Annotated in this window: 26 protein-coding genes and 1 riboswitch; of the genes, 13 read left to right on the top strand and 13 right to left on the bottom strand. The window is 58.7% G+C overall.

Features of this window, described 5'->3' with window-relative positions:
• Window positions 1-73: 73 nt before the first annotated feature.
• From AC0V6Q_RS08385 to crtY, 5 genes are read right to left on the bottom strand one after another with little or no spacing between them, the layout of a single operon-like run.
• Entirely contained in the window at window positions 74-1024 is a 951-nt protein-coding gene (locus AC0V6Q_RS08385) for a phytoene/squalene synthase family protein (protein ID WP_486167939.1), read from the bottom strand.
• A 12-nt stretch (window positions 1025-1036) separates the two neighbouring features.
• On the bottom strand, window positions 1037-1618 hold the full coding sequence (locus AC0V6Q_RS08380; protein WP_486167938.1) for an LOG family protein: 582 nt from the start codon (window positions 1616-1618) through the stop codon (window positions 1037-1039).
• Window positions 1615-2067 (bottom strand): hypothetical protein, encoded by a 453-nt coding sequence (locus AC0V6Q_RS08375; RefSeq protein WP_486167937.1) that lies wholly within the window; start codon window positions 2065-2067, stop codon window positions 1615-1617. The genes AC0V6Q_RS08380 and AC0V6Q_RS08375 overlap by 4 nt, the downstream gene beginning before the upstream one ends.
• Entirely contained in the window at window positions 2064-3641 is a 1578-nt protein-coding gene (locus AC0V6Q_RS08370; protein WP_486167936.1) for a phytoene desaturase, read from the bottom strand. The genes AC0V6Q_RS08375 and AC0V6Q_RS08370 overlap by 4 nt, the downstream gene beginning before the upstream one ends.
• Before the next feature lie 3 nt (window positions 3642-3644).
• A complete protein-coding gene (gene crtY, locus AC0V6Q_RS08365) occupies window positions 3645-4916 on the bottom strand; it encodes a lycopene beta-cyclase CrtY (protein WP_486167935.1) in 1272 nt (423 codons plus the stop codon).
• A gap of 103 nt (window positions 4917-5019) precedes the next feature.
• On the opposite strand from crtY, the gene AC0V6Q_RS08360 reads away from it, so the two are divergent.
• From AC0V6Q_RS08360 to AC0V6Q_RS08350, 3 genes are all read left to right on the top strand, one after another.
• A complete protein-coding gene (locus AC0V6Q_RS08360) occupies window positions 5020-5619 on the top strand; it encodes a DUF2585 family protein (protein ID WP_486167934.1) in 600 nt (199 codons plus the stop codon).
• 97 nt (window positions 5620-5716) lie between these two features.
• Window positions 5717-6688, top strand: a complete 972-nt coding sequence (locus AC0V6Q_RS08355) for a MipA/OmpV family protein (protein WP_486167933.1) — start codon at window positions 5717-5719, stop codon at window positions 6686-6688.
• A gap of 74 nt (window positions 6689-6762) precedes the next feature.
• Window positions 6763-8067, top strand: a complete 1305-nt coding sequence (locus AC0V6Q_RS08350) for a metal-dependent hydrolase family protein (RefSeq protein ID WP_486167932.1) — start codon at window positions 6763-6765, stop codon at window positions 8065-8067.
• A gap of 21 nt (window positions 8068-8088) precedes the next feature.
• Here AC0V6Q_RS08350 and AC0V6Q_RS08345 read toward each other — a convergent pair whose 3' ends face one another.
• The 3 genes from AC0V6Q_RS08345 to AC0V6Q_RS08335 are packed head-to-tail and all read right to left on the bottom strand — an operon-like array spanning window position 8089 to window position 11209.
• On the bottom strand, window positions 8089-8832 hold the full coding sequence (locus AC0V6Q_RS08345; protein WP_486167931.1) for a hypothetical protein: 744 nt from the start codon (window positions 8830-8832) through the stop codon (window positions 8089-8091).
• 10 nt (window positions 8833-8842) lie between these two features.
• The gene (locus AC0V6Q_RS08340; RefSeq protein WP_486167930.1) at window positions 8843-9961 is read right to left on the bottom strand and encodes an NAD(P)H-dependent flavin oxidoreductase; all 1119 of its coding nucleotides are present in this window, start codon (window positions 9959-9961) and stop codon (window positions 8843-8845) included.
• A gap of 12 nt (window positions 9962-9973) precedes the next feature.
• Complete coding sequence (locus AC0V6Q_RS08335) at window positions 9974-11209, bottom strand: cytochrome P450 (RefSeq protein WP_486167929.1); 1236 nt, start codon at window positions 11207-11209, stop codon at window positions 9974-9976.
• Window positions 11210-11390: 181 nt separating this feature from the next.
• Here AC0V6Q_RS08335 and AC0V6Q_RS08330 point away from each other — a divergent pair, with 181 nt between their 5' ends.
• From AC0V6Q_RS08330 to AC0V6Q_RS08320, 3 genes are all read left to right on the top strand, one after another.
• Window positions 11391-11999 carry a thiamine biosynthesis protein ThiC gene (locus AC0V6Q_RS08330; protein ID WP_486167928.1) on the top strand — a complete coding sequence of 203 codons (609 nt, stop codon included), beginning with the start codon at window positions 11391-11393 and terminating at the stop codon, window positions 11997-11999.
• A gap of 30 nt (window positions 12000-12029) precedes the next feature.
• Window positions 12030-12142: riboswitch (TPP riboswitch) on the top strand.
• A gap of 36 nt (window positions 12143-12178) precedes the next feature.
• A complete protein-coding gene (thiC, locus tag AC0V6Q_RS08325; protein WP_486167927.1) occupies window positions 12179-14077 on the top strand; it encodes a phosphomethylpyrimidine synthase ThiC in 1899 nt (632 codons plus the stop codon).
• Between the two features lie 33 nt (window positions 14078-14110).
• Window positions 14111-14695 (top strand): hypothetical protein, encoded by a 585-nt coding sequence (locus AC0V6Q_RS08320; protein ID WP_486167926.1) that lies wholly within the window; start codon window positions 14111-14113, stop codon window positions 14693-14695.
• Between the two features lie 369 nt (window positions 14696-15064).
• On the opposite strand, the gene AC0V6Q_RS08315 is transcribed toward AC0V6Q_RS08320, so the two are convergent.
• Window positions 15065-15361, bottom strand: coding sequence for a GIY-YIG nuclease family protein (locus tag AC0V6Q_RS08315; RefSeq protein WP_486167925.1), 297 nt, complete (start codon window positions 15359-15361; stop codon window positions 15065-15067).
• Window positions 15362-15517: 156 nt separating this feature from the next.
• On the opposite strand from AC0V6Q_RS08315, the gene AC0V6Q_RS08310 reads away from it, so the two are divergent.
• The gene (locus tag AC0V6Q_RS08310; RefSeq protein WP_486167924.1) at window positions 15518-16366 is read left to right on the top strand and encodes a RidA family protein; all 849 of its coding nucleotides are present in this window, start codon (window positions 15518-15520) and stop codon (window positions 16364-16366) included.
• A 31-nt stretch (window positions 16367-16397) separates the two neighbouring features.
• Here the strand turns inward: AC0V6Q_RS08310 and AC0V6Q_RS08305 are convergent, their stop codons facing one another.
• Both AC0V6Q_RS08305 and AC0V6Q_RS08300 read right to left on the bottom strand, forming a co-directional pair.
• Window positions 16398-16856, bottom strand: coding sequence for a YaiI/YqxD family protein (locus tag AC0V6Q_RS08305; protein WP_486167923.1), 459 nt, complete (start codon window positions 16854-16856; stop codon window positions 16398-16400).
• Window positions 16853-17461 (bottom strand): lipocalin family protein, encoded by a 609-nt coding sequence (locus AC0V6Q_RS08300; RefSeq protein WP_486167922.1) that lies wholly within the window; start codon window positions 17459-17461, stop codon window positions 16853-16855. Before AC0V6Q_RS08300 ends, AC0V6Q_RS08305 begins: the two co-directional genes overlap by 4 nt.
• Before the next feature lie 91 nt (window positions 17462-17552).
• Between AC0V6Q_RS08300 and AC0V6Q_RS08295 the strand changes: the two genes are divergently transcribed.
• From AC0V6Q_RS08295 to AC0V6Q_RS08280, 4 genes are all read left to right on the top strand, one after another.
• Window positions 17553-18497: a hypothetical protein gene (locus tag AC0V6Q_RS08295; protein WP_486167921.1), complete on the top strand. Its 945-nt coding sequence runs from the start codon at window positions 17553-17555 to the stop codon at window positions 18495-18497.
• A gap of 197 nt (window positions 18498-18694) precedes the next feature.
• Window positions 18695-19684: a hypothetical protein gene (locus tag AC0V6Q_RS08290; protein WP_486167920.1), complete on the top strand. Its 990-nt coding sequence runs from the start codon at window positions 18695-18697 to the stop codon at window positions 19682-19684.
• 82 nt (window positions 19685-19766) lie between these two features.
• Complete coding sequence (locus AC0V6Q_RS08285) at window positions 19767-20291, top strand: hypothetical protein (protein WP_486167919.1); 525 nt, start codon at window positions 19767-19769, stop codon at window positions 20289-20291.
• Between the two features lie 304 nt (window positions 20292-20595).
• Window positions 20596-20940 (top strand): HPF/RaiA family ribosome-associated protein, encoded by a 345-nt coding sequence (locus AC0V6Q_RS08280; protein WP_486167918.1) that lies wholly within the window; start codon window positions 20596-20598, stop codon window positions 20938-20940.
• 19 nt (window positions 20941-20959) lie between these two features.
• Here AC0V6Q_RS08280 and AC0V6Q_RS08275 read toward each other — a convergent pair whose 3' ends face one another.
• Window positions 20960-22186: an FAD-binding domain-containing protein gene (locus AC0V6Q_RS08275; RefSeq protein ID WP_486167917.1), complete on the bottom strand. Its 1227-nt coding sequence runs from the start codon at window positions 22184-22186 to the stop codon at window positions 20960-20962.
• A gap of 140 nt (window positions 22187-22326) precedes the next feature.
• Here AC0V6Q_RS08275 and AC0V6Q_RS08270 point away from each other — a divergent pair, with 140 nt between their 5' ends.
• A complete protein-coding gene (locus AC0V6Q_RS08270) occupies window positions 22327-22908 on the top strand; it encodes a fasciclin domain-containing protein (protein WP_486167916.1) in 582 nt (193 codons plus the stop codon).
• Window positions 22909-22968: 60 nt separating this feature from the next.
• Window positions 22969-23427, top strand: coding sequence for a COG3650 family protein (locus AC0V6Q_RS08265; RefSeq protein WP_486167915.1), 459 nt, complete (start codon window positions 22969-22971; stop codon window positions 23425-23427).
• A gap of 47 nt (window positions 23428-23474) precedes the next feature.
• Here the strand turns inward: AC0V6Q_RS08265 and AC0V6Q_RS08260 are convergent, their stop codons facing one another.
• A complete protein-coding gene (locus AC0V6Q_RS08260) occupies window positions 23475-24920 on the bottom strand; it encodes a S41 family peptidase (RefSeq protein ID WP_486167914.1) in 1446 nt (481 codons plus the stop codon).
• Window positions 24921-25111 lie beyond the last annotated feature (191 nt).

The raw sequence follows: 25111 nt of genomic DNA, 5'->3' as shown, positions 1-25111 counted from the left end.
GTGGCACAAGTCTGAAAGGGTTATCCTGAAACGAGTTCAGGATGACGTTTTTGTGTCTTTGACGGCGGTGCGATCACACGGGCCGAAAATCCTTGATGCCCCAGGTGATCTCCCCGTCGGGATGCTTCTCGCGGTTGATCGCAGCGGAGAGGAAGGCGCGCATGCCGTAGAGCGCTTTTTCCCAGCGCGGCACAAAGGTGCGGCTGTTCCATGCCTCGGTGCCGCGGTCGCGCACCTTACGGCCAATCGCACCATAGATGCGCGCGGCGGCAAGCACGGCCCAGCGGCTGCGGAAGGGGAGGCGTTCTGCGCCCACTCGGGCGGCAGCTTCGTGTTTCTCAACCAGTTCCACAAGGCGCGCGGCCATTTCGGCTAGCTCCTCGCGGTGGTGGGGTTTGGTGTGTTGGCCCGGCTCAATATCCTGTTCGACCAGCCAGTTGATGGGGAGATAACAGCGGCCAGCGGCATCATCCTCAACGATATCGCGGGCGATGTTGGACAGCTGAAAGGCTAGCCCCAGATCGTTGGCGCGGTCGAGCGTGTCCTGATCCTCGGGGTCAACACCCATTACCACCGCCATCATCACGCCGACGGCGCCCGCTACGTGGTAGCAATAGCGCATCATATCGGCCTCTGAACGTGGCCTCCAATCATCGGCATCGAGCGCGAAACCGGCGATCACGTCCTCGGCCATGGCGGGGGTGAGCCCGCATTCCTCGGCCACCACGCCCAGCGCGTCGAACGCCGGGTCGCCGGTGGGCTTGCCCTCAAACGCCAAAGCGGTGAGGCGGCGGATGTGGGCAAGCCGCTCGTTCAAATCGGATTGGTCGCCCAGTTCCCCGCCAAGCACTTGATTGTCGGCAATATCATCGCATTGGCGGCACCAGGCATAGAGCAGCCACGCGCGCTCTCGCGTTTTGCTGTCGAACAATTGCGATGCGGCAGAGAAGCTTTGCGAGCCGTGTTTGATCGTTGCCCTTGCATGGGCGACCAATTCAGCGCGTCTTTCAGGGTCGACTGACATTCTTTGCGCGCCCTAGAGGTCGTCGGCCTTCATCCGAAAGATCGGAGTGTGGGGTTCGTAAGCTTTCATTTTTTCGATCAGATCATCGATTGTTTGCGCGTGCACAAGGATGCCGGAGTGCACCGGTCGTACAAAGCCGACATCGGACATTTTTTGATTGAAAGCGATGAGCTCATCATAAAAGCCAAAAGCGTTGAGGAGGCCAACGGGGTCTGAGTGATAGCCAAGCTGAGCCCAGCTCATCGCCTCCCACAATTCGTCCATGGTGCCAACGCCGCCGGGCAGGGTTACGAACCCATCGGAGAGGTCGGTGAAGCGCTGTTTGCGTTCATGCATGCCCGAAACGGTGATGAGTTCATTGCAATCGTGATTGGCAACTTCGGAATTGGCGAGCGCTTCGGGGATCACCCCGATCACCTCGCCGCCCGCATCAAGCGCGCCCTTGGCAACCGCGCCCATAAGGCCCAGCCGCCCGCCGCCATAAACGGTGCCGATGCCCCGTTCGGCGAGGGCTTTGCCCACTTGCGTGGCGAGTTCCATATAGCGCGGGTCTTCGGGCGTGGCCGAGCCGCAGTAGACAGCGAGGCGTTTCATTGTTGGTATTCATAGCTCCATTGCGGGCCGCAAACATGCTGAAAAACTGCGGTCTGCGTTCTTTTATCGCGTTCGTTTTGGCTTGGTGGCTCGAATTTGCCTAGCCTTGGATTTTCTTCATCAGCAGGAAATCCTTCAAGGTCAGGGGTGTTGACTGCGACCATTGCGATCGCAGGCGTATCACAATCGACCGCCACAAGGATGTCGGCATAAAAGATTTCGCCGACAAGACCCTTTTCCGCGCCGCGCATAAGCACAGTTGGGAAGGTGGTGTCACCCGCTTGGTAGTCAGGGGTCGCGCTGCGGTCGAGCCAGATGGCTTCCTCGCGCCGCTTTTCCTCGTGTTCGATCAGCACCCAATCGTGGGCATGCTCTTCGCCCACCAACTTGGATGGGGGAAGAGGCGCTGTAACAAGGCTGAGAAAAAGCGGAGCGAGAAATGCAATCACGCGCCCGCTTTCACCGCCAAATCTTCAAGCATCAGCCCGGCGGTTGCCTTTGCACTTCCGACAACGCCCGGAATGCCAGCGCCCGGGTGCGTACCAGCGCCCACGAGATAGAAGTTGTCGATCACATCGTCGCGGTTGTGGCCGCGCATATAGGCGCTTTGCCACAGCACGGGCTCTAGGCTGAACGCGCTGCCCATATGGGCGTTGAGGTCGCTTTGAAAGTCAGTGGGGGCGTAGGAGAATTTGGTCACGATCCGGTCGTGGATGTCCGGGATCAGGCGGCGGCCGATCTCGTCCAAGATCGCCTTTTCAAACTTGGGTCCTTCGACCTCCCAGTCGATCGGCATCTTGCCCATATGAGCGACGGGGACGAGCGCGTAGAAAGTGCTCATGCCCTTGGGCGCCATGCTTGGGTCGGTGACGGTCGGGTGGTGGAGATAGATCGAGAAATCCTGCGGCAGAACGCCGTGTTTATAGATGTCGTCAACCAGCCCTTTGTAGCGCGGGCCGAAGAGGATCATGTGGTGGGCGATGCCCGGCCAAGTGCCCTCAAGCCCGAAGTGCACGACGAAGAGCGACGGGCTGTAGCTTTTGCGAGCGAGTGACTTTGCCTGTTTTTTGCCCCGGTCGGAATTGCCAAGCAGTTCCTTGTAGGAATGCATAATGTCAGCATTCGAGCAGACCGCGTCAAAGCGCTGTTTCCAGCCTGACTTGGTCTCGACTTCTGTTGCCTTGGTGCCTTGAGTGTGGACCTGCACCACGGGATCGCCCACGCGCATTGTGCCGCCGAGGCGTTCAAAATGGCGCACCATTCCGGCGATGAGACGGTTTGTCCCGCCGCGCGCCCACCAAACACCGCCGTCTTTTTCAAGCTTGTGGATCAGCGCATAAATCGCGCTGGTCTTCATCGGCGAGCCACCGACAAGCAGCGTGTGGAAGCTGAACGCTTCGCGCAGCCGCTCATCCTTGATGTAGCTTGAAACCATGTCGTAAACGCTGCGCCATGCGCGCTCTTTGACGAGGGCGGGGGCGGCTTTGAGCATGCTCTTGAAATCGAGGAAGGGCACGGTGCCCAGCTTCACATAGCCTTCTTCGTGTACGCGGGCCGAATATTCGAGGAAACGCTGATAGCCGATCACATCGTCGGGGTTCAGCTTGGCAATTTCGGCGTTCAGTTCATCGTCAACGTTCGAATAATCGAAGTTGGTGCCGTCGGGCCAGTTGAGGCGGTAGAAGGGGTGGACCTTCATCAGCTCGACATCTTCGGAAATGTCGTGGCCGGTCAGCTCCCACAGTTCTTTCAAACACGGAGGGTCGGTGATGACCGTGGGGCCAGCGTCAAAGGTGAAGCCGTCCTTTTCCCAAAAGTACGCCCGGCCACCCGGCTTGTCGCGCGCTTCGACCACGGTGGTGGCGATTCCATGCGATTGCAGGCGCAAAGCCAAGGCCATGCCGCCAAAGCCTGAACCGATCACACAGGCGGTTTTGCCGGCATATTTTTCGGCAATGACCGGATTGATGCCGCGCTCACCGGTTGCGGCAGGTGAGAAATCGAGAGTGGGATCGGCGTTCATGGCCTATTTCTCCGTTTGTAATTCATCGTCAAGCGCGGCCTGCTTTGTACCCCGATCAGACTTCTCCGATTTGAGCGCTGGGCCTGACTTGAACATGGCCATGATGGCCGAGTGTATAGCTACGGGGGGCTCACCCCACAGGACGCGGACCTTGTCGAAAGTGTTGGACCGCGCGGCATAAAACCGCTCGATCAATCCTTCGCGAAGTCCGTAAAAGCGTTGGAACACCTTTACGCGCTTCTCCGGCTTGGCCGCGAAGAACAAGAAACGCGCAAGCAGCCGGTAGTATCCCGTCTTTGCCCAATGTCGCCGCGCGCGTGCATCAAAAAAGGCCGCCAATTGCTCGCCCGAAAGGTCAGGTTGCTCGGCAATGGCAAGGGCGTTTTCGACCGCGACGCACATGGTGTAGCTGGTCAGCGGGTGAGTGAACCCGCCGCGCGCGCCCGCAATGGCAACGCCGGGAATGCGCACTTCGCTTTGATAGGCGGCAAAATCGCCGCCCGTCAGGACCGGCAAAACGCCTGCTTCGTGATGAACGGGTGTGCCGTTCTCCCAACCGTTGGCGCGGGCATATTGGTCAATCCGGCCCGACAAGGCATTGCGGTCAAGCAACGGGTCATCGGCATAATAAGTGTCTTCGATAAAGACATCGTGGCTTCCCAAAGGAAGGACATAGACGAACCGGTATGAACCGCCATTGCCGTGGGGCGCAAGCTGATCGACTGTTGCGTCCATGATGACCGGATCTTCCACCCCGTGCGGTTCTTGCAGCCGCATATGTCGGCCAAGAAACACCTGCCAGCCGCCTTTAAGGTGCGCGCTTGGTTTGAAGCTGCGGCAGTCGATGACACTGCGCGCGTTGATGCGGCTCGCGGGGCCATATTGCGACGGCGCCAAGTCGACGCCGCGCGCGTCCAAACTCACCGCTTTGCGCCCCAGGATCACCGATCCTTCGGGCAGAGCGCGCAAAAGCCCTTCGTGAAAATCGGTCGACGCCATGGAGCGATAGGCGGTCTTCAGCTTGCGGCGGTATTTGGGAAAGCGGACCTCGTATCCCCCTTCCCAATCGGTCTGGCGAAAGGCGGCCAGGAGCGAGCGACCATCTTCGGACAAATCGCTGTCAAACCAGCTCCAGCGATGATTGCCGCCGATGGTGCGCCCTGCCTCGATCACGCGGATGCGAAATTCGGGCCGCGCACGCTGAAGCGCAAGCGCAATCAATCCGCCTGCAAGTCCGCCGCCAACTATGACGCAATCCATTTGTGAGTCGCTCATCTGCGTAAAGGCCCTAGGACACACGCCGTGTGGGGGCAACGTTACAGTGGGTATTCCGCGAATACTCTTGCGCGTTTACCGCTTTTGATTCAGGATTTTGCGCATGGCATTACTCAAACCGACCCGCATGACTATTATCGTCTCCATCGTTATCGCTCTTGCGACCGTTGGCATTCTGCTTGGCATGAACCGCCCGCCGATCTGTGAATGCGGATATGTGAAGCTGTGGCATGGCGACATCAATTCGATGGGCAACAGCCAGCATATCGCCGATTGGTACACCCCCAGCCACATCATCCACGGGCCGCTATTCTATGCGTTTGGGTGGCTGTTGTTCGCCAAATGGAAGATTGGCGGCGAGAATGCGGTTCGCTGGGGTCTGCCGCTGGCCGTGTTCCTTGAGGCCGCTTGGGAAGTTCTGGAAAACACACCGATGGTGATCGACCGTTTCCGCTCTGTCACCGCCAATTGGGGGTATTCGGGTGATAGTGTGCTCAATTCCTTTGCCGATATCGGCTGGATGGCTTTTGGCTTTTACCTTGCCATGCGATTGCCGGTGAAAGTGACGATTGTTGGTGCAATCGTGCTTGAGGTGCTGGCGGCATATGTGGTGCGCGACGGGTTGACGCTGACGGTTATCATGCTGCTGTTCCCGATTGATGCCATTGCGCAGTGGCAGGCAGCGGGCGCGGGCGGCGCTTAAGTACAGCCCCGGGTAAATCATAGGTAAAGGCCGCTCGCTGTATCCGGGGAACCCCATCACACCCAAGCTGTTGTGTGGGCAGAAACGGAGCTTACCCATGCGATCAGGTCAAACATATCGAAAATTTGCAGCAATTGCATTGGTTGGCACGATCGCAAGCCCGCTTGCCGCGAATGAAGGGGAGCCTTCAGAAAGCGCGGCCTTAGATAGTGAGGCGCCGCAAGGGCAGGCTGGCCCACCGCCCGGAGTTGCAACGGGAGCTGGCGGGGAACGACCGCCCTTTGAAAAACCCGTGTTCGACGAAACATGGGCAACTGTTGGCATTGGCGTGGGGCTAGTGCCCAGTTATTCGGGCTCAGACGATTATCGCCTGTTCCCGCTTCCACTGGTGGTCGGGCGCGTGGGCGGTATCGGGATCAGCCCCAATGGCCCCGGCTTTTCGCTCAATCTCCTTTCCGAAGATCCGCCCGCTGGCCCTCCGACAGGCTCGAAGAGACCCTCTTTTTCCTTTGGCCCCTCCTTCCGTTTCCGCAATGACCGCGCCAACCAGATTCAGGATGACGTGGTCGAACTCGCCGAACCGCTCGACACCGCATTGGAAGTGGGCGCGAATGCAGGAGTGAGCTTTCCCGAAGTGTTCAACAAGGGCGACCGGATCAGTGTCTCGGGCCAAGTTACGTGGGATGTGCTGGGCGCGCATAGCGGGATGATTATTAGCCCAAGCGTCGGCTATTTCACGCCCATCGGCCGCGCAGCCAGTCTGCAACTGAGCGCAAGCGCTGCAATCGTTGATGATAGCTATGCCGACTATTATTACACGGTGACGCCTGCGCAAAGCGCGGCGACAGGGCTCGCGCAATTTGCCGCAGACGGGGGGATTGAATCGCTCGGTCTCACCGCAATTGGCACTTATGATCTGGACGGTAACGCCTTGAACGGCGGTTTTGGCGTCTATGGAATTGTCGGTTATTCGCGCCTTGTGGGTGATGCAGCCGACACGCCTTTCACAGCGGTTCGCGGCACGCCCAACCAATTGTTTGGCGGCATCGGGGTTGCCTATACTTTCTAAAGCCTGACCCCTTGCCAGACGGTCCCTTGCGTTCCATCACTGGCGCGAGAGAGAACGACAAAGGGGCCTCAACCATGAAAAAATTCAACCCGCTGCGTAGCTTGTGCGCGAGCGCCGTCTCCGCCTTGGCATTGATGGCAACGCCGGCGGCAGCTGACACGCTGATCTATGCAGGCAGCGTCATCACCGACGCAGACAGCGAGCCCACAGGCCCCAAAGTGATCGTGGTGGTTGATGGCAAAATCCAGTCGATTTACGAGCCCGGCGCGGCACCCGTGGCCGAGTGGGAGGCGCGGGGCACCGAACAGATCGACCTGTCAGACAAGACCGTCCTTCCCGGCCTGATTGACCTTCACGTCCATTTGTCGGGTGATCCATCGGGCGAGTTCTGGCGCGCAGCCACCACGCCGCCTGAGTATTCGACCCTGATCGCGGCCAAAAACGCGCGCATCACCGCGCTCGCAGGCTTTACCACCGTGCGCGATCTTGGCAGCCGCACCGATCAAGCCACACAGTCCCTTCGCCGCGCAACGGCCGAAGGGATTGTGCCTGGCCCACGGGTTGTCGCTGCTGGGCGCACAATCTCTATCGTGGGCGGGCATGGCGATGTCTCTGGCTTTACCCGCAATGTGAACGAACAATTGGCCAGCGGCTTTGCTTGCACCGGCCCTGTCGAATGCGCTCAGAAAGTGCGGCAGGCCTCGCAATATGGTGCTGACCTCATCAAGATCACCGCAACCGGCGGCGTTCTGTCACAACAAGGGCGCGGGCTTGAGGCGCATTTCAGCAATGCGGAAATGGTCTCTATCGTTGAAACCGCGCAAAGCCTTGGCCTCAATGTCGCAGCCCACGCCCACGGTGCACGCGGGATCGAAGATGCCGCACGAGCAGGCGTTCAGACCATCGAACATGGCACCTATATCGACGAAGACGCAGCGCGCGCAATGAAGGAAAGCGGCACCTATCTGGTGCCGACATTGATGGCGTTTGAAGGTATCAAAGGCGGACTTGGCAATGGTGTTTACACTCCGATCGTCGAGGAAAAAATCCGCGTGGTGGCGGCCTATGCCGACAGCATTATCGAGCGCGCGATTGAATACGATGTACCGATTGCCTTTGGCACCGATGCAGGCGTCTTTCCCCACGGCGAGAACGCAGGCGAATTTGCCCTGATGGTGAAGGGCGGAATGAGCAACCAGCAGGCTTTGGCGAGCGCCACAACCGTGGCCGCAGGCGTGCTAGGCCTTGAAGACGAGATCGGTCAGATCAAAGCAGGCTTTTCTGCCGACATTATCGCAGTCGATGGCAATCCGCTGGCCGATGTGACCGTGCTGGAAGACGTGGACTTCGTGATGGTGCGCGGGCGGGTTATTGAATAGCGAGATTTCTACGGAAGACTCTTATTGGTAGGCCTCACAGGCATTCACATGCGAGTTGCTGAAACCCTCTGCGACCGCATCCAATTTCGCCTCGATTTCAGGTGAGAACTCACGGTTCAGCATTTGAAGCCCTAACGTCCGCACTTCGGGAATGATGGCGAAGAAGCGCGGAAACCATTCTGCGCCGCTCAACTCCGCGTTGAGCGCGGCCATCTGTTCAGGGGTCATCGTTTCCAGCATTCGGCGCGCCGCGGCATCTTGATCTGCATTGAAAGCCTCGGCCGATATTGGCTTTTCGGCCTCTATCTCTTCCACCATCTCTGCGACTGTGTTTTCACCGGACATGCTGGCGATTGCGTGGGCGAGCAGGTTTTGCCCCTGCTGGGAACCGTAAAAAAGTGCTCCCTGGGCTGCATCCTCTTTGCTGAGATTTGCGCGGAATAGTGATTCCAACTGATTTTGGAACCAGGCATTGCTTTCCATATGCCCTTCAAAAAGCGCCGGCCTCATGGCTTTGCCAATGCCGACTAAATAGCCGGGGCAATCCTTTTCCAGCTGAGCGATTTCGGGAATCTGCTTGAGGCCAGCAAAGAGACTAATCTTCATGTCCTGCTCGAACCGAAGGACTGCAATTTCATCTGAAGAGTAAGCAAGCGCGAGGGCCCTGTGAGGATCCTCATCGGTGGTATCTTGCGCAAGCAGAGCTCCGTGAAAAAGGGCAAGGGCTGCAAGGATTAAGGTCTTGATCGAATTACGCATGGTCATCTTATTGCCGCTACTCCACCGCTTCGGCAAGCCCTTCAAACCCGCGGGCAAAGCCTGCTTTGAAGTCCTGCACGATGGTGCCGACACCGCGGCTGTCTTGCACAAGGCCTAGCCCTTGGCCGACCCAATAGCTGGAGAGCGCTTGTGCCTGAGGGTTGCCGCCAACAGCGGCCTGATCAATCGCGCGCAGTACGGGCTCTGCAAGCAGGCTCATCAATGGCATGGGCAGGGCAGGCAGGCCTGCGCTTTCCCAGCGTTCGTGCCATTCGCTTTTCAACTGGCGCGAGAATTTGCCGGTGCGGTGTTTGGAGCGGATGGTGTCACGTGACCCTGCGGCAATCATCTTCTCGCGGAAGACTTGGGTTGTCTCCGCTTCTGGTGAGGCGAGCCACACGCTTCCGCACCATGCACCCGCTGCGCCCATAGCCATCATGCCGGCCATCTGTTCGCCGGTCATAATCCCGCCCGCTGCCAGCACGGGAATATCTGCACCGGCCTCTTTGATCGCGCGCACCACTTCGGGGATCAGCACAACCGTAGACACATCGCCGCAATGCCCGCCGCCTTCGCCGCCTTGGGCAACGATGATATCGACGCCCGCCTCAACCTGCTTGAGAGCGTGTTCCTTTGCCCCCACCAAAGCCGCCACGGGAATGCCGTGTTTTTTGCCAGCCGCAATCATCTCAGGGGGAGCCGTGCCAAGCGCATTGGCGATCAGGCGCACCGGGTGATTGAAGCTGACCTCAAGCAGTTCCTGCCCCAGTGATGTGTTGGGTGCCTGATTGCCACCTTGAGGGCTCCCGGCCTCCTCGCTCACCCCCGCATCGCGCAGGATTTGGCGCGCGAAATCGCGATATTCGCCGGGGATTTGTGCGATGATGGCATCGGCGGTGATGGATTTGTCGACCGCCTGCACTTCGGGGATCAGAACATCGACGCCGTAAGGTTTGCCCTCGACATGATCGTCAATCCATCTGAGCTCATGCTCCAACTGTTCAGGCGTGTAAGAAACCGCGCCCAGCACGCCAAAACCACCCGCGCGCGACGCAGCGGCAACAACATCGCGGCAATGGCTAAAGGCAAAAAGCGGGAATTCGCATCCCACCATCTCGGTCATTTTGAACGGCATATCGGGTCCTGTTTAGCTTCGTTTCTCAATCCGCACGGGCATTGTGTTAAAGGCGCGCAGGAACGGGCTTTTGACGCGTTCCACGGGCCCGTCTTGCACAATGCGCCAGCTGCGCTCAACAATCTGGGTGATCACCGTACCAATCTGGATTTCTGCCAGCCGAGCACCGACACAGCGGTGGACGCCGTGTCCAAAGGCCAGATGCCGCCGCGCATTCTTTCGCGCCACATCAAAGCGGTCCGCGCTCTCGAAAACCGCTTCATCCCGGTTGGCAGAGATATACCACATGACGACCTTGTCCCCCTTGGCGATGTGCTGCCCGCCAAGCTCGGTATCAGCCATGGCCGTGCGCCGCATGTGGAGCACAGGGGATTGCCAGCGGATGATCTCTTGCGCGGCATTGGGGATCAGCTCGGGGTCACCGTGGAGCTTGTCCAGCTCGCCCGGAAAATCGTTTAAGGCCGCGACGAGCCCGCTCATCGAATTGCGCGTCGTGTCATTGCCGCCCACGATCAGCAGCGCGATATTCGCCAACCGCTCAAACGGGTTCATATTCCCCATGGCATCGGAATGCACCATGCGACTGATCAGATCATCGGCGGGCTCTTCTCCGCGCCGTGCGTCAAACAATTGGTCAAACCGGGCAAGCATCGCCTGCATATGCTGCATCCATTCGGCGCGCCATTCGTCATTGAGATTGTCCGAGGAAACCCCGCCCGCATAATCCGACCACAGCTTCATCTGCGGGCGTTCTTCGAGCGGGATATCAAACAAAATGCACAGCATCCCCATAGTGAGCGGGATAGAGACGCGGTCCACCCAATCAAAGGTTTCGCCTTGCGGCAGCTCATCGAATACTCTCGTGCAAAGGTCCACCACCTGCTGCTCGCGGGTGCGCATCTGGCTGGGGGAGAAAGCGGGGGTGATAACCTTGCGCTGCTCTGTATGCGTGGGCGGATCAGCGGCGATGAAATTGGGCAGATTGCTTTCGGGTGGCGGGTCCGCAATGACAATATTACCGTTTTTATAAGAGCTTGAGTAGGTTTCCCAATCCAGCTCAACCGCGCTCACCATATCATGCGTGACCACCGACCAATAGGGGCCAAAGGGGCTTTCGGGGCAATAGCTGACCGGCATTTCATCGCGAAGCTTTGCAAATTTGTCCCGCCATGAATCTTCCACATAGAGCGTTTCATCGCTTACATCGAAGGGGGCTATGGCTCTTTCGGCAGGCGAAATCGTAGCCATGGTGTGTTTGTCCTCTCTTGTCTCTCTCGTTTGTTCATGTGCACGGCATGGCGCGCCGTGTCATCCCCATTCGAACGTTTCGCCGCTCCCAAAGGTGCCGTTCTCAAGAACGAAGTGTAACCGTGCTTGATCGCGGATCGAATAGCCGCGAGAAGGCTTTCAAACAGGGGACTATCAATCCATGGAAATGACATTCGACCGGACGGTCAAACTCACAGGCGTGCTGCTCTTGCTCGCAGCCATTTCGCAAGGCGTCTACACCGTGCTTTATGTCGCTGCCCCCGAGGTTAATCGCAGCCCGATCTGGTCGTTTGAGTCGCTTTTGTTCGTCCTAATGGCGGCTCTCGCCGGATCCGCTCTGGTACAGGCCAAACGTCACCATCTGGCCTGGTCGGCAATCACCGCCGCTGCTGTGCTGAACGTGGTGCAAGTCGGCATTGGCCTTACCCAGTTTGGCCCGTTTCGCGAGGTCGCCGAGGCTGCGCCTGATGTGGCCCCGCTGGCCGGATCGGTCGTGGCCTATTCCTTCTTCGGCTATAACGCGGCCAAGGTCTTGCTCGGCCTTGCCGCACTGGTGTTCGGCATGGCGAAACTCAATCAGGGCTCCAAAGTGCTCGGCGGTCTGACCTTTCTTGCCGGAGCCATTGCATTGTTCTCCAATGCGGTGGTGATGGGTTTTGGCCTGTCTATGTCCACGAGCGGCGGCGGCTTGATGCCATCGGGCGCAAGCGGCGTTCTGGCGACGGTGCTGCTGGCGGTGTGTTTGTTCACTCTTCCGGCTGAAGAGTGATGGACTCATCCGGTCACTAGGCCTATGACGTCCCCATCCCCGGGGAGCGTAGCTTTATGCGCTGAGAGGGACGAGTAAGCACCGTCCGACCCGTTGAACCTGAACCTGTTAACACAGGCGGAGGGAGCGGGCATGGCTTTGACCACACGCTCGCATTCCGCCTTTAGGAGCGAGCAAACATGGCCGACATCAACTCACCCGTCGAAATCGGAGTCACCACCGGACCCATTCGGGGCAGCCGCAAGGTTTATGTCGGCGCGCGCACGGGTTCTGGCATTCGCGTCGCCATGCGTGAAATCGACCTTGAGGGGGATGAGCCATCGGTACGCGTCTACGACACCTCCGGTCCCTACACCGACGCTGACGCCAATATCGACATTAACGCAGGGCTTCCCGGCCTTCGCTCCGACTGGATCAACGCACGCGGCGATGTCGAGGAATATGACGGGCGCGAAGTAAAGCCCGAGGACAACGGCCAGCTTGGCCCGGACCGTTCAGGCGGCGTCCCGCAATTCCCCAATGTGGTGAAGCGTCCCCTACGCGCCAAAGCCGGCCACAACGTCAGCCAAATGCACTACGCGCGCAAAGGCATCATCACGCCGGAGATGGAATATGTCGCCGAGCGCGAGAACCTTGGCCGCGAGCTTGCCGCTGATTTCAGGCGTGATGGCGAGAGCTGGGGCGCGCAAATCCCCGATGTGATCACGCCGGAGTTTGTCCGCGATGAGGTTGCCCGTGGCCGCGCGATCATCCCCAACAACATCAACCACCCGGAATCAGAGCCCATGGCAATCGGGCGCAATTTCCTTGTTAAGATCAACGCCAATATCGGCAATTCCGCCGTTGCCTCTGATGTCGCGACCGAAGTCGACAAGATGGTCTGGGCCACCCGCTGGGGCGCGGATACGATCATGGACCTCTCCACGGGGCGCAACATCCACGACACCCGCGAATGGATCATCCGCAACTCTGCCGTGCCGGTTGGCACCGTGCCGATCTACCAAGCGCTCGAGAAAGTGGGCGGGGTTGCCGAAGACCTCACCTGGGACATCTTCCGCGACACTTTGATCGAACAGGCTGAGCAAGGCGTCGACTATTTCACTATCCACGCGGGCGTTCGCCTCGCCTATGTGCCCATGGCCGCAAAGCGCGTCACCGGCATCGTATCACGCGGCGGATCGATCATGGCGAAATGGTGCCTCGCGCACCACAAGGAAAGCTTCCTCTACGAGCATTTCGACGACATCACCGAGATCATGAAAGCCTATGACATCGCCTATTCGCTGGGCGATGGCCTGCGTCCGGGCTCCATCGCAGATGCCAATGACGAGGCGCAATTCTCCGAACTCTACACATTGGGAGAGCTCACCCACCGCGCGTGGGAACAGGACGTTCAGGTCATGATCGAGGGGCCGGGCCACGTGCCCATGCACAAGATCAAAGAGAATATGGAAAAGCAGCTGCAGGTCTGCGGCGAGGCGCCTTTCTACACCTTGGGCCCGCTCGTCACCGACATTGCGCCCGGATACGACCACATCACCAGCGGCATTGGGGCAGCCCAAATCGGTTGGTACGGCACCGCCATGCTTTGTTACGTGACGCCCAAGGAGCACTTGGGCCTCCCCGACCGCGACGATGTGAAGGTTGGCGTAGTCACCTACAAACTCGCCGCCCACGCAGCCGACATCGCCAAGGGCCACCCGGCGGCAAAGGTGCGCGATGATGCCCTGTCAAAAGCGCGTTTCGAATTCCGCTGGCGTGACCAGTTCAACCTCTCCCTCGACCCCGAAACGGCGGAAGAATTCCACGACCAAACGCTCCCCGCAGAGGGCGCCAAAACCGCCCACTTCTGCTCCATGTGCGGGCCCAAGTTCTGCTCGATGCAGATCAGCCAAGAGGTCCGCGACTTCGCCGCCAAGCAAAACGAAAGCCCCGAAAGCTTCCTTGCAGCCGAGAAACTGGGCGCAGAAACCGCCGAGGCCAGCAGGCAGGCCGCGATCAAGGGGATGGAGGAGATGTCCAAACTCTATGATGAGAAAGGCCGCGAGCTGTACTTGCCGGAGGACGCGGCGGAGTAAGGGCATAGGGCGCGACGCACTTGTTGAGCTAAGATGGAACTCTATCTTTCGATCATAGCCACTGTTTTAGCCACCCTCGCATTTGGCCGAGAGGTGTGGCGTACATGGCGAGATCGCCCTAGGTTACGCTTCTATGTCTCAGCGATTACATTCCAAAATGTACCCCACCTCGGAGAGATGCGGCAAATTCGGATTTTGATCTGTAACGTCGGTTTTACTCCGATCATATTGTTAGGCTTCAGAGCTATCGGCGAGCGAAGTTGGTTTTCGATGGGAATCCATGACGAACCCGCTGATGTAGTTGGGCTAGAGGACCGGAAGTTCCCTGCCAAAATCGATCCGGGTCAGTGCGTGACAATCCATCCACTTGGTGTGGATGCCCTCGAAAGGAACCAAACCGACCCCGAAGATGAGAAAGTCCACTTCGATCCGTGGCGTTTGTTCGCGCTTGAAGATAGCTTTGGGCGTTTACATCCGATAGAAGTTGAAGATGTCAAGCGAGAGCTTCGTGTTGGTGGCCGGTGGAGTCATTATCGAGGACTTCGAAAGATGAAGCGCTGGTGGACCAGGTGGCTGTTCCTGCGGCGCTTTAAAAAGCGTAATGCCCTCTCTTGGTAGGCAAGCGTTCTTGTTATCCCGGATCAGGTCCGGGATGACGTGTTTAGGAGGGCAGTCCTATTTTCCGTCATCCTGAACTTGTTTCAGGATAACAGCGGGTTTGTGCTCACATCGAGGGTTATTCCGAAACGAGTTCGGAATGACGGTGGTGGTGTTGTCCTTGATGGTTATCCTGAAATGAATTCAGGATGACAAATGGGGGTGACGACTATGGGGGACGTTTCCTCTTTTCGTCATCCCGGACTTGATCCGGGATAACCCTCTAAGTTTTGCGCGTGGTTGATGGGGTTATCCTGAAACAAGTTCAGGATGACGGTGGTGGGTTCAGGATGACGAATGGGGCGGACGATTGCGGGTGATTAAGGTCCCTCACCGCAATCCCATCTCCAGCCCCAAATCGCGCCATTCCGGGTTATCCCCCTCAACCAAACTGATCTTCCAATCGCGGTGCCAGTTCTTGAGTTGTTTCTCGCGGGTGATGGCATCGTCCATCGTTGCAAACATCTCGACATGCACCAGCCGTTTGCAATTGCGGCGCTTGGCGAAGCCTTCGAAGGTGCCTTCTTGGTGTTGGTGGTACCGCGCGGCCATCTCGGAAGTAACTCCGATGTAGATATAGCCACGTTTTCCGCTGGCCAGGATGTAGACGCAGGGGTGTTTCGCCATGGGACGAGGATAGCGCCCTCCACCCAATTCGTCATCCCGAACTTGCTTCGGGATAACCCTCGAAGCTTGGCGTGTGACCGATGGGGTTATCCTGAAACGAGTTCAGGATGACGGGGCGGGGTTCAGGATGACGTTTCTCTAGTGTATGGCCTTCTCATGCCCCACCCAACCACCACCCTAACCGCAACCCTCACCCTAGCGCTCGCCGCCGCGCCAGCGCTTGCGCAAGATGCGCCTGCTGAGTCGGAGTTTCTTTCCCACGCCAATCCCGAAACGCCCTTCTCCCGCGCAGTGCAGGTGGGCGATACGCTCTATCTCGCGGGGCAACTTGGCCTTCCGCGGCGGATTACCGAGACCGAGGACACCGGCATCGAGGCCGAGACGCGGCGGGCTATGGATCGGATTGGGGAGACTTTGGGCGAATATGGCCTCACCCACGATGCTCTGTTCAAATGCACCGTTTGGCTCGCTGATATTGAGGACTTTGCGGCGTTCAATTCGGTCTATCAGACCTATTTCAAACAGGGCCGCTATCCGGTGCGCTCTACCATGGCGGTGAAGACCCTAGTCGCTGGTGCCAAGATCGAGATCGAGTGTATCGCGCACAATCCGAAAGAGGCGCCGGTGCGCGCCGTGGATTGGGATATGGCGGTCACCTATCTTTATGCGGGCGAGGCGAAGGCATCCAATGTCTACACGGCTGAGGAAGCGAGCGTTTGTGTGGGCCGGTGGAGGCTGCACGCTGATGCGATAGATGACGGCGCGTTTCCAAAGCCTGCTCTCGATGCCTTTACGCGGCCCTTGCAATTGCAGGAAGCGATCGCTTCGGCCGATCTGTTCCGGCTCGATGATATGGACCGCGCCATCATGCAAAGCGCGGGGCAGGAGGCCGAGGCGCGGCTGCGCAAGGTTCTTGGCGGGGATGGGCAGGCGTTTCGCCAGTACTTCGAGGCGCTGGGTGAGTGTTCGTCCCCGGCTGAAGCAGTGGTGGATACAGGCGAATAGGGTGGGTCATGCGCGCTCACCCCGAGACCTCTTAACCCCGAGATAGGGCCATCATCACCCGGTCGAGGCTTTGCAGAAACTTTGACCTGTCCGCCTTGCTAAACGGGGGAGGGCCCCCTCCAATTCCGTCCATTCCTGCGCGCAAATCTTCCATGATTGCGCGGGTGGCAAGAGCGCTGCCGATGCTGGCGGGGGTGAATTCATCGCCATTGTGTTTGAGGACGCGCGCGCCTGCTTTCAGGCAGCGGTCGGCAAGCGGAATGTCGCCGGTGATGACCACGCTGCGCGCATCCGCATTCTCCGCGATCCAGTCATCAGCGGCATCGAAGCTGTCGTCCACCACAACGCGCTTTACTCGCGGGCTGTCAGGGATGCGAAAGGGGGAGTTGCTGACGACGCGCACCTCTGATTTAAACCGGGCGGCGACGCGGTAAACCTCGTCCTTTACAGGGCAAGCGTCGGCGTCAATCAGTACGGTGATTGAACTCATGGAACAGGCTGTTTGGTCATGCGCACCAGATCCCAGTCATAGCCAAGCTCGCGCACGCGGGTCTCTAGCATGGCTCGGCGTTCTTCGCTGGGCACAGCCTCGCGGGTGAGCATCCAGAGGTATCGCCCGCTCGGCTCACCAACGATGGACCATTCATATTGGCCATCCGCGCCCGGCTCGCTGCGGTCGAGCACCCAATAATCGCCAAAGAAGGGGCCGAAGAAGCTCACCTTAAGCTTTGCACCGTCCGATCCCTCGACGATTTTAGCGCGGCCGGTGGATTGTTCAAACTCTCCATCGAGCCCGCCTTTGTAACACGAATTGACCACGCGGATGTTGGAGGCAGACGAGGTGTCGCGCCCATCTGTCTCTTTAAGCGAATAGTCCGCCGTCACCCCTTCGCAGCCCTCTTGGAAAGGGGCCTCATAACGGGCGTATTCGTACCATTTGCCAAGGTAGGCGTTAAGCTCCACCGGCTTTGCAGGCTCTGGCACGGCCACATTGCCAACCGGGCCGGGCGAGCCGACACATGCGCCAAGCGCAAAGGGCGCGGCGAGCGCGAGCCAGAATGCGGTAGGTAGGGTGCGAAGGTGATGGGCGGTCATATCTCTTCAATCCTTATGGGCCCATTTTGCCCATTTGCAATTCCGGCGGGGCGCGATAGGTTTCGGCAGGCCTTGGGAGGGGCCCAATTCTATGAACTGCGTCAAAGCCTTACGCCTATCTATAATCAGCCTGCCTTTACTGGGGCTGAGCGCAACTTCGACCAATGCGCAATATATGCCGCATCTCGACCCGTCGCTTTACGCCAATGTTATCGCAGGGATGCAGGGGCCGGGTACTTGCGGGCCCATGCCTGAGAAAGAAATCGACGAGGCGCGCCTGCCTGCGCCGGGGATCATGCAAGGGTATTTCAACGCTGCACAATCAGGCGGGCGGATCAGCGCGCATTTCAAGCTTAACGGCAAGACCAAATGGACGCATGGCGAGACCGATTTTGGCGCCGAAGAGCTCAATGCGCTGGCCGATCCGTTGGCGGCAGCGGGCAACACGCTCGACATGGAAACCGTGCGTTTCTTTCGCGCTGGCACCCACCAGACAGCCCAAGGGCAATGGCTGGTCCGCAATGCGGCAGGCGAGGATGTGGGCGTCTACAACGGGCAATTCGAGCGGGAGAAGGGCGAATGGCGGCTTCACAAGCTGGAAGTTTTCACTGCAGACCAAAAAGTCGCACCGATCATGCATTATTGCTCTGAGCCCGGTGACCTTGATGAACGCCGCGTCGATGGTCTGACGGCTCAGGTGGAAAGCCTCGAAAAGCGCGTTGCGAGCCGGACAAAGCGCTACGAACGCGATGTGGCAAAGTTTGAAGAGGCGCAGGCAAAGGCTGACGAAAAGCCGAACAGCAAGAGCAGGGCGCGCAAGCTGGCCGAGCGGCGCACGTCAATGCGCAACCGGCAGCAGAAACTGCAAGAAGCCCAAGAACAGCTGGCAGAGGCGAAGACCGATCTTGCCGAGGCCACAGCCGAGCTTGCCGACTTGCGGTCGCAGACAACGCTCGCCCGCCATGCCCGCGTCTTTCGAGAACTCAATGATGAAGGCAAGCTAAAAAGCGAAGAGGATGAGGCGGCAGAAGAGTAGAGCTTTCTTTACAAAGCGATACAAATGGATGTGACCAACTGCACAGTACAGTTGGGCTGTGTTCACTAAAAAATATGCATTGCGAGCAGGAACACACAAGCTTTTGTGTTTTAATGCTTTTGCTTGATTTTTGCCTGATCTTTGAGCGCCCCTTTTACGCTCGAGTGAACCAATGCCCCCGCGCTTGAGGAGTGAACATGCCCTGGAGAGGACCGCTTGGCGGTGATCCCTTAGAGACCTTGCCCGGGCCCGCTAACCCTTGGCTTTCGTGCAACGCTGCGGGGAACGCGCGTCCTGCCTTGGCCGGTGCGGACCAGCCCGAGCTTCCCGATTTTGCCTTTCCGAAAGAAGGCGCGATTGCGATCGACTGGAAGAAGATCGGTGTCGGCCATTCCATGGTCACATCCGGCGTCACTGTCATCGCCGCCGGAATTGTCGGGGCGGTTGCGGTGGCGGCCAATTTGCCGGCGACGGCGGCTGGCACCGCGGCCAATGTCTCCACCTCGACCATCGGCGCGATCCTTGCGGCGGGTGGCAGTGTGCTCATCGGCGCTGGCCTTGCGACGATGATCGGCGGGATCGATCCTGCGATCAGCGATTATAAAAAGCACGTACCAGCCGTGCCCACCCGCAAACTCGCGCTTCCCGGAGATCTTCCCGCGCCCGTTTCAGGCTTCATGCAGGCAGCTACCGAGATCGAGCGGCTATCGACCGCCGAAACCGATATCATCGACCATGCGCGCGCGGCGGCAAAGGCGAATGACAAAAGCTGGACCGAATTGCATCTGCGCGATTTGTACCATGTGCAAAACGCCAAGCAGCATTTCACCGGCGAGCTTGCCCGCGCGCTTAGGGACATCAACGCGGCGTTCGGCAAGGGTTTTGACCATCACCGCATCGATCCGGATGAATGTTCGCGCGATCTCATAAACCCGCTGATCGAAATGCGTTCGACCTTGAACGAGGTCGCGGGGCTCAGCAGCACCGAGATCAACAACATTCTGGCAACCGTGCGCGTGCCATCGCCCGTGTCAGAGGCAATCGATGCCTCGGTCCACAAATTCGCCAGACAGGCCGGGGGGCAGCCTTCGATCATGGTCGATATGGCAGCCGGGCAGCTTGAGCGACTGGATGTTATTGATCACGCAGCATTTGGGCTGAAGGGTGGAAGCGGGGCAGCGGGCTGAGGCGCAGGACCGGGGCACTGGCCGCCCGTTTGTGAAGCGCCCAAACTTTCCTACTTCGCCAAAATCTGTCTTATCCTGCCCGATGGCAGACAAACCTTCAAAATCCACCGACCTTGCCCGAAACCCGGCGCAGGCGATTGTCGAACCCGAGCGCAGGCGCTGGACCACCGATATGCAATGCGCGTTTCTGCGTGCCTTGGCGAGCACGCATTGTGTCGCCGAGGCGGCGCGGATGGTGGGGGTTGGGCGGTCCTCGGCTTATCGCTTGCGCGCCGACCTTAAGGGCGAGGCGTTTGATCTGGCGTGGGAGGCGGCGATTTCATGCGGGATGGATGCGCTTGCCGATGCGGCTTTGGACCGGGCATTGAACGGGGTCGAGGTTCCGCATTTTTATCAAGGCGAGCTGATCCATACATCGCGCAAATATGATGAGCGGCTGACGATTGCGCTGCTGGCTTTGCGCGAGCAGGCGCGGCCGAGTTACATTCCGCAATCCCATCCCGCATCGGCCTACCAGCCTGATGGCACCCGCAGCGAATTCGAGAGCCTTTTGCGGCGGATCGAGCTCGGTCTGGAGCGGTGGAGTGATGAATGGCCCCTGGATTGATGAAACAGCATGGGTGAAAAGGCCAAGTTTCCGGCTCTCACGCCAATGTGTCTCATAGGGTTAACAAGGGAAATTTAGCAATTTCAGCATTTTATGGCGACTACGGATGTAGGCTATGAGACACCAGTGTCTCATAGCGGGGTATGATCGCCCCTCACAAACCATCGGATGGCCCGGTCCAAAGCTTACGCCAATCAGCCTATCGCATAAGTAGGATTGTCTAGCTTACAAGACTTCAAATCCCGCCCCTTAATCACCACATTTGAAGTGCACAAAAGGTGCTATCAAAAGAGGAGATGCAAATATGCAATTTCAATTCAATTCCGACAGTTCCGTCATGGGCACCGCCAATGTGGCAGAGCGAATTGAAGAGATGGTGCGAGAGAAGCTCTCCCGCTTCGAGGAACGCCTTACCCGCGTTGAGGTGCATGTGAGCGACGTCAACGGCTCCAAACATGGCGCAGATGACAAGCACTGCACGATCGAAGCGCGTCCGCGCGGTGGCCGCCCGATTGGCGTCACCGGTAAAGCGGACAAGGTCGATGATGCGGCGCGCAAGGCTGCCAACACTCTGGCCCAGCGGTTAGAGCGCTTGTTCGGCAAGGAAGAGAGCCGCAAGCACGAACCTCGCCCCGACAAGGTAATGTGATCAACCCGTGGCTTGGGGCCTAACCGCCCGTGATGCCTAGCTCTCCCAGAATGTCGGGAATGGCTTTTTTGACGCGGAAGAAACCGGCCCTTGCGTGGGGCCAGGTTGCCCTGTCGAGTTCGCTGACCAACTGGGCGAGCTCGCCGTGACTTTCGAGCACGGACAGCTCGCCCGACAAGGCATCGCGGGTCCAGCCTGCGGGCAGATAGGGCGTGACCACATTTTCGATCCCTGCCTTGGCAAGGATATCGGAAAGGCTCTGATCTGTGCCCCACTCGGCAATGTCGCAGCCAAACGCTTCGGCGGCTGCTTTTGCGCCATTGGTGACAGACTGGAGAGCAAATGTTGCGGCATGTTCGCCCACCGCCTCGGGTGATCGGTCGCCGGGACGCGCAGCGGCAATGACAAGTGCCGGCGAATGGCTGAGGTCAAGCGGGACGTGGCTTGCCCCTTCATCGTGAAGGAGAAGCGCAAAGGGTTCATCGCCCAGCTCCGAGATGGGCAGATCCGGCATGGCGCGATAGTGTTCTTGCGCCTCTTCAAGCGGCTCTGCCTCCTCGGCGAGGCCTTGTGCGGCGAGCGGGCCTTGCGGATGTCTTTGGGTGTAGCGCTCAATATTGTCGGCGCGCGCCAGATAGGTCTTGCCCTTGGTATGAAGCCCCGCGACCCAGCGCCACGACAGCGTGTTCGAGGCCGCATCGCCATCAACGAGGTGGCGCAAAAAGAAATCGGCCCCAAGCTGCCAGTCGAGCTTGAGTGTGAAAATCCAGATGCTCGCAAACCACATGCGGGCATGGTTGTGAAGGTAGCCTGTTTGAACAAGTTCGCGTGCCCAATGATCAAACGCTTCGATGCCGGTGCGCCCCTGCGTCGCCTCGGCGTAAGCTTTGGCGAGCCCGGCATTGCCGTCCACGCGTGCGAGCGCCGCATTGCGCCCTTCGACAAAGCTTGCCCAAACGGTGGGACGCTGTTCGAGGTACCCCTTGAAATAGACCCGCCAGAATACTTCGGAGACAAAACTTTCTGCCTTTTCGGGACCATGTTCAGCCAGGGCCGCCGCAATCACTTCGCTTTCGCTCAGCAATCCGGCATGCAACCAGGGCGACAATTGCGAGACATTGCCGCGCATCGCGTTCCCGGGCGTGCCATCATCAAAATTGCGCGAGCGCGCATAGGCAGTGCCCGCATGAGGCGTGAATTCTTGCAGCCGGTCAAGGCCCGCTTGGCGGGTAGGGATGAAGGTCATGCGAAAGTCCTGCAAAGGTAAATGGATCCATCACCAAGTCTCGTGCGTACTACATAGTGAAGTCGTCAGAACCCCTGCGGCTTCTCGAAGTTCCCAGTCGGTCCCCAGGGGGCCGAACAATTGAAGGAAAATCCCCCGAAATGAATATGCTGAAGAAAACTCTCACCACCGGCTTTGCAGCGGTAAGCGCTCTGGCTCTCACCGCATGCGGTGCAGAAGCAGGCGGCGACGACGCGATGGCTGATGACAGCATGATGGCTGAAGAAGCACCCGCCGCTGGCACGATCCCCGAAGTTGCAGCAGGCGATGAGAGCTTCTCGACCCTCGTCGCAGCGGTGACCGCAGCTGAATTGGGTGAAACCTTGAGCGGCGAAGGCCCGTTCACAGTCTTCGCGCCGACCAATGATGCATTTGGCAAGCTGCCAGAAGGCACGGTTGAAACGCTCACCACCACCGACACCGAGACGCTGACCAGCATCCTCACATATCACGTCGTTCCCGGCGCGATTAATGCAGAGACGCTGACCGCCGCGATCACCGAAGCAGGTGATGCAGGCTACACAGTGACCACCGTTGGTGGCGGCACATTCACCGCGACCGTGGTTGATGGCGCAGTTGTCCTCACCGATGCAACCGGTGCGACCGCAACCGTCACTGCGACCGATGTCGAAGCATCAAACGGCCTGATCCACGTGATCGACACGGTTTTGATGCCCGGCTAAATCATTCGTTGCTCTGCGGGCGGTTTCCTACTGCCCGCAGACAATGTTAAGGGGGCGGGCATGAAACGGCTCGAACACCCTTATCGCCTTTGCCTTTTGGCTCTTGCGCCAGCCTTGCTTGCCGGATGCAGCGAAACCCCCGGCGAAATCTCCCGCGATAGTCAGCCCTTCGATGGCATCGGTGAAGCCGAAGTCATCGACGTAGGCGGAACAGAGCCGTTCTGGGCACTTACCATCATCCCTTACGGCGACGGCTATCAAGCCAAATATTCAACGCCTGAGCTAATCGACGGGGAGACTTTTTCTCTCACGCGTTTTGCGGGCAATAACGGTCTTGGTTTCTCTGGCGATTGGGCAGGGGCACCGGTGACCCTCGCGCTGACACCGGGTGATTGCAGCGATGGGATGAGCGATCGGACCTATCCCTACACCGCGACATTGCAATTGGACGAGGTGACATTGTTTGGTTGTGCACACACCGATGCGCAGCCATTTACCGATGGCGAGACTATTCCCTGATAATCGCAGCAAATGGCCCCGTTACCGGATGCCCTTAAGAAAGCCGCCTAGAAAAGTCCGGGCACCTGGTACTGCGCAGCGGTCGGCGCTTCCGGCTTCATCATTTCCATCGCTGGAGCGCGCTGTGCGATCTGGCCTTTGTCGCCGCTGATCGCTGTACAGCTGCGTCCTGCAAGAAAGTCGAGCGCGGTTGCGATTGACGCCTCGTTCGGATCGCCAAGGGGCCGGGTAAAGTCATCATTGGCGCGGCAGGTGTTGGGCATGACGCTGGCAAGGCCGGTGAAATATTCGCCTTCGTTATTGGCGTTCAATGTCTGGAAAGTGACAGCGCGAACCCGCAGGTCACATTCGTCGAGGTCGAAGGCAAACTGGCCCACAGGCTTACCCGAAGTGTCCGAACCCACCAGAGCAATGCGATTGGAGGCAACATAAGGAAGCATGGCGTTGGTCACCAGTTCACTTGCCGAGGCGGTGCTGCCGGTGCCGATAAGGACGAGGCCCTCTGGCTGAAGCGCGTTGAGTTCGTTCTGGAACAGACGCGTCGTATTGTTGTCCGAACGCTCTGGCCGAAGCACGGTGCTGCTGAACAGTGATCCGATCTGGTCACGGCCCATCAAATCGCCCAGCGTCTCCGCTACGCTGACAAGCCCGCCGCCATTATAGCGGAAGTCCATAATCAGCTCGTCAACATTGTTGGCGGCAAACAGTTGAAATGCACCGCGCAGCTCATCGGCTGCGGAACCCACGATAAAGGTCCGCAGATTGAGATAGCCGACGTTGCGCCCGCCATCCTGGATAATGACCGCGCCATAACGGTCAGACACCGGATCAAGCGAGAAGTCCGCTTTGGCAACGCTGCGTTCGAGAACAGTGCCATCGGCCTGTGCAAAGCGAAGGACGCGGGTGATGCCCGCTTCTGTCGGGCCAAGCGCATCGACAACTGCGCCCGGGCCACCGCTGGCGAGCAGGCTGCTGACGGTTTGAAGGTTCGATGCATCGGTGCCGATCGCGAGGATTTCCGTTCCGCGATCAATGCCGGCGGCAAAACCGGGCGCATTTTCGAAGGCTTCGAGAATGAACAGGCGGTTGTTGACCTGATCAAAGCTCAAGCGAACGCCGAAACCGGCGCTTGAGCCGGAATTGATCAAGGCGTTCTCATCAGCGATCGAGGTCGCAAAGGTAAAACCAACGTCGCGCGATTGTGCGCGAGCAGGCGCAACGCGTGCATCAAGAAAGGATTGGACAGTGGTGAAATCGGCCTGGTTGACCGTATTGTCCAGAAGGTCCGGAAACAGATACCAGTCGTTCAGCACATCGTTGGCGAACACGATTTGGTTGCTGACCGAACAGGCGCTCGATGTTGGAGGGACCGGGGCTGGCGATGGTCCGGCTGTCGGAGGAGCACTGCCCCCGCCGCCGCCACATGCTGCCAGTGCCAATGCCAATGTTCCAGTGAGAGCTGTGCGACCAGCTACATTGAGATCGAATTTCATGATAAAAGGGTGTGCTCCCGCATCTTTTAGTGTCGTCAATACCCCTAGCGCCGAGCATTCATGCATACATCTGGAATGCGGGCAAGGTTTGTCTTTGCACCTCCCTATCATGCCTGTTGTTCGGGATTGGAGGATTTTCGGTGTAAATTTTATTGAGTTTTCCTCAGAAAGCGGGGCAAATCGCGCCTCTC

The organism is Erythrobacter sp. S227, assembly GCF_057364925.1.
The sequence above is the reverse complement of the archived record's forward strand: the minus strand, read 5'-3'. Positions and strand labels throughout refer to the sequence as shown.

Coding starts and splice junctions, on each gene's coding strand:
- AC0V6Q_RS08385 (WP_486167939.1), bottom strand. CDS start 1,024: ATGTCAGTCGACCCTGAAAGACGCGCTGAATTGGTCGCCCATGCAAGG.
- AC0V6Q_RS08380 (WP_486167938.1), bottom strand. CDS start 1,618: ATGAAACGCCTCGCTGTCTACTGCGGCTCGGCCACGCCCGAAGACCCG.
- AC0V6Q_RS08370 (WP_486167936.1), bottom strand. CDS start 3,641: ATGAACGCCGATCCCACTCTCGATTTCTCACCTGCCGCAACCGGTGAG.
- crtY (WP_486167935.1), bottom strand. CDS start 4,916: ATGAGCGACTCACAAATGGATTGCGTCATAGTTGGCGGCGGACTTGCA.
- AC0V6Q_RS08360 (WP_486167934.1), top strand. CDS start 5,020: ATGGCATTACTCAAACCGACCCGCATGACTATTATCGTCTCCATCGTT.
- AC0V6Q_RS08355 (WP_486167933.1), top strand. CDS start 5,717: ATGCGATCAGGTCAAACATATCGAAAATTTGCAGCAATTGCATTGGTT.
- AC0V6Q_RS08350 (WP_486167932.1), top strand. CDS start 6,763: ATGAAAAAATTCAACCCGCTGCGTAGCTTGTGCGCGAGCGCCGTCTCC.
- AC0V6Q_RS08345 (WP_486167931.1), bottom strand. CDS start 8,832: ATGACCATGCGTAATTCGATCAAGACCTTAATCCTTGCAGCCCTTGCC.
- AC0V6Q_RS08340 (WP_486167930.1), bottom strand. CDS start 9,961: ATGCCGTTCAAAATGACCGAGATGGTGGGATGCGAATTCCCGCTTTTT.
- AC0V6Q_RS08335 (WP_486167929.1), bottom strand. CDS start 11,209: ATGGCTACGATTTCGCCTGCCGAAAGAGCCATAGCCCCCTTCGATGTA.
- AC0V6Q_RS08330 (WP_486167928.1), top strand. CDS start 11,391: ATGGAAATGACATTCGACCGGACGGTCAAACTCACAGGCGTGCTGCTC.
- thiC (WP_486167927.1), top strand. CDS start 12,179: ATGGCCGACATCAACTCACCCGTCGAAATCGGAGTCACCACCGGACCC.
- AC0V6Q_RS08320 (WP_486167926.1), top strand. CDS start 14,111: ATGGAACTCTATCTTTCGATCATAGCCACTGTTTTAGCCACCCTCGCA.
- AC0V6Q_RS08315 (WP_486167925.1), bottom strand. CDS start 15,361: ATGGCGAAACACCCCTGCGTCTACATCCTGGCCAGCGGAAAACGTGGC.
- AC0V6Q_RS08310 (WP_486167924.1), top strand. CDS start 15,518: ATGCCCCACCCAACCACCACCCTAACCGCAACCCTCACCCTAGCGCTC.
- AC0V6Q_RS08305 (WP_486167923.1), bottom strand. CDS start 16,856: ATGAGTTCAATCACCGTACTGATTGACGCCGACGCTTGCCCTGTAAAG.
- AC0V6Q_RS08300 (WP_486167922.1), bottom strand. CDS start 17,461: ATGACCGCCCATCACCTTCGCACCCTACCTACCGCATTCTGGCTCGCG.
- AC0V6Q_RS08295 (WP_486167921.1), top strand. CDS start 17,553: ATGAACTGCGTCAAAGCCTTACGCCTATCTATAATCAGCCTGCCTTTA.
- AC0V6Q_RS08290 (WP_486167920.1), top strand. CDS start 18,695: ATGCCCTGGAGAGGACCGCTTGGCGGTGATCCCTTAGAGACCTTGCCC.
- AC0V6Q_RS08285 (WP_486167919.1), top strand. CDS start 19,767: ATGGCAGACAAACCTTCAAAATCCACCGACCTTGCCCGAAACCCGGCG.
- AC0V6Q_RS08280 (WP_486167918.1), top strand. CDS start 20,596: ATGCAATTTCAATTCAATTCCGACAGTTCCGTCATGGGCACCGCCAAT.
- AC0V6Q_RS08275 (WP_486167917.1), bottom strand. CDS start 22,186: ATGACCTTCATCCCTACCCGCCAAGCGGGCCTTGACCGGCTGCAAGAA.
- AC0V6Q_RS08270 (WP_486167916.1), top strand. CDS start 22,327: ATGAATATGCTGAAGAAAACTCTCACCACCGGCTTTGCAGCGGTAAGC.
- AC0V6Q_RS08265 (WP_486167915.1), top strand. CDS start 22,969: ATGAAACGGCTCGAACACCCTTATCGCCTTTGCCTTTTGGCTCTTGCG.
- AC0V6Q_RS08260 (WP_486167914.1), bottom strand. CDS start 24,920: ATGAAATTCGATCTCAATGTAGCTGGTCGCACAGCTCTCACTGGAACA.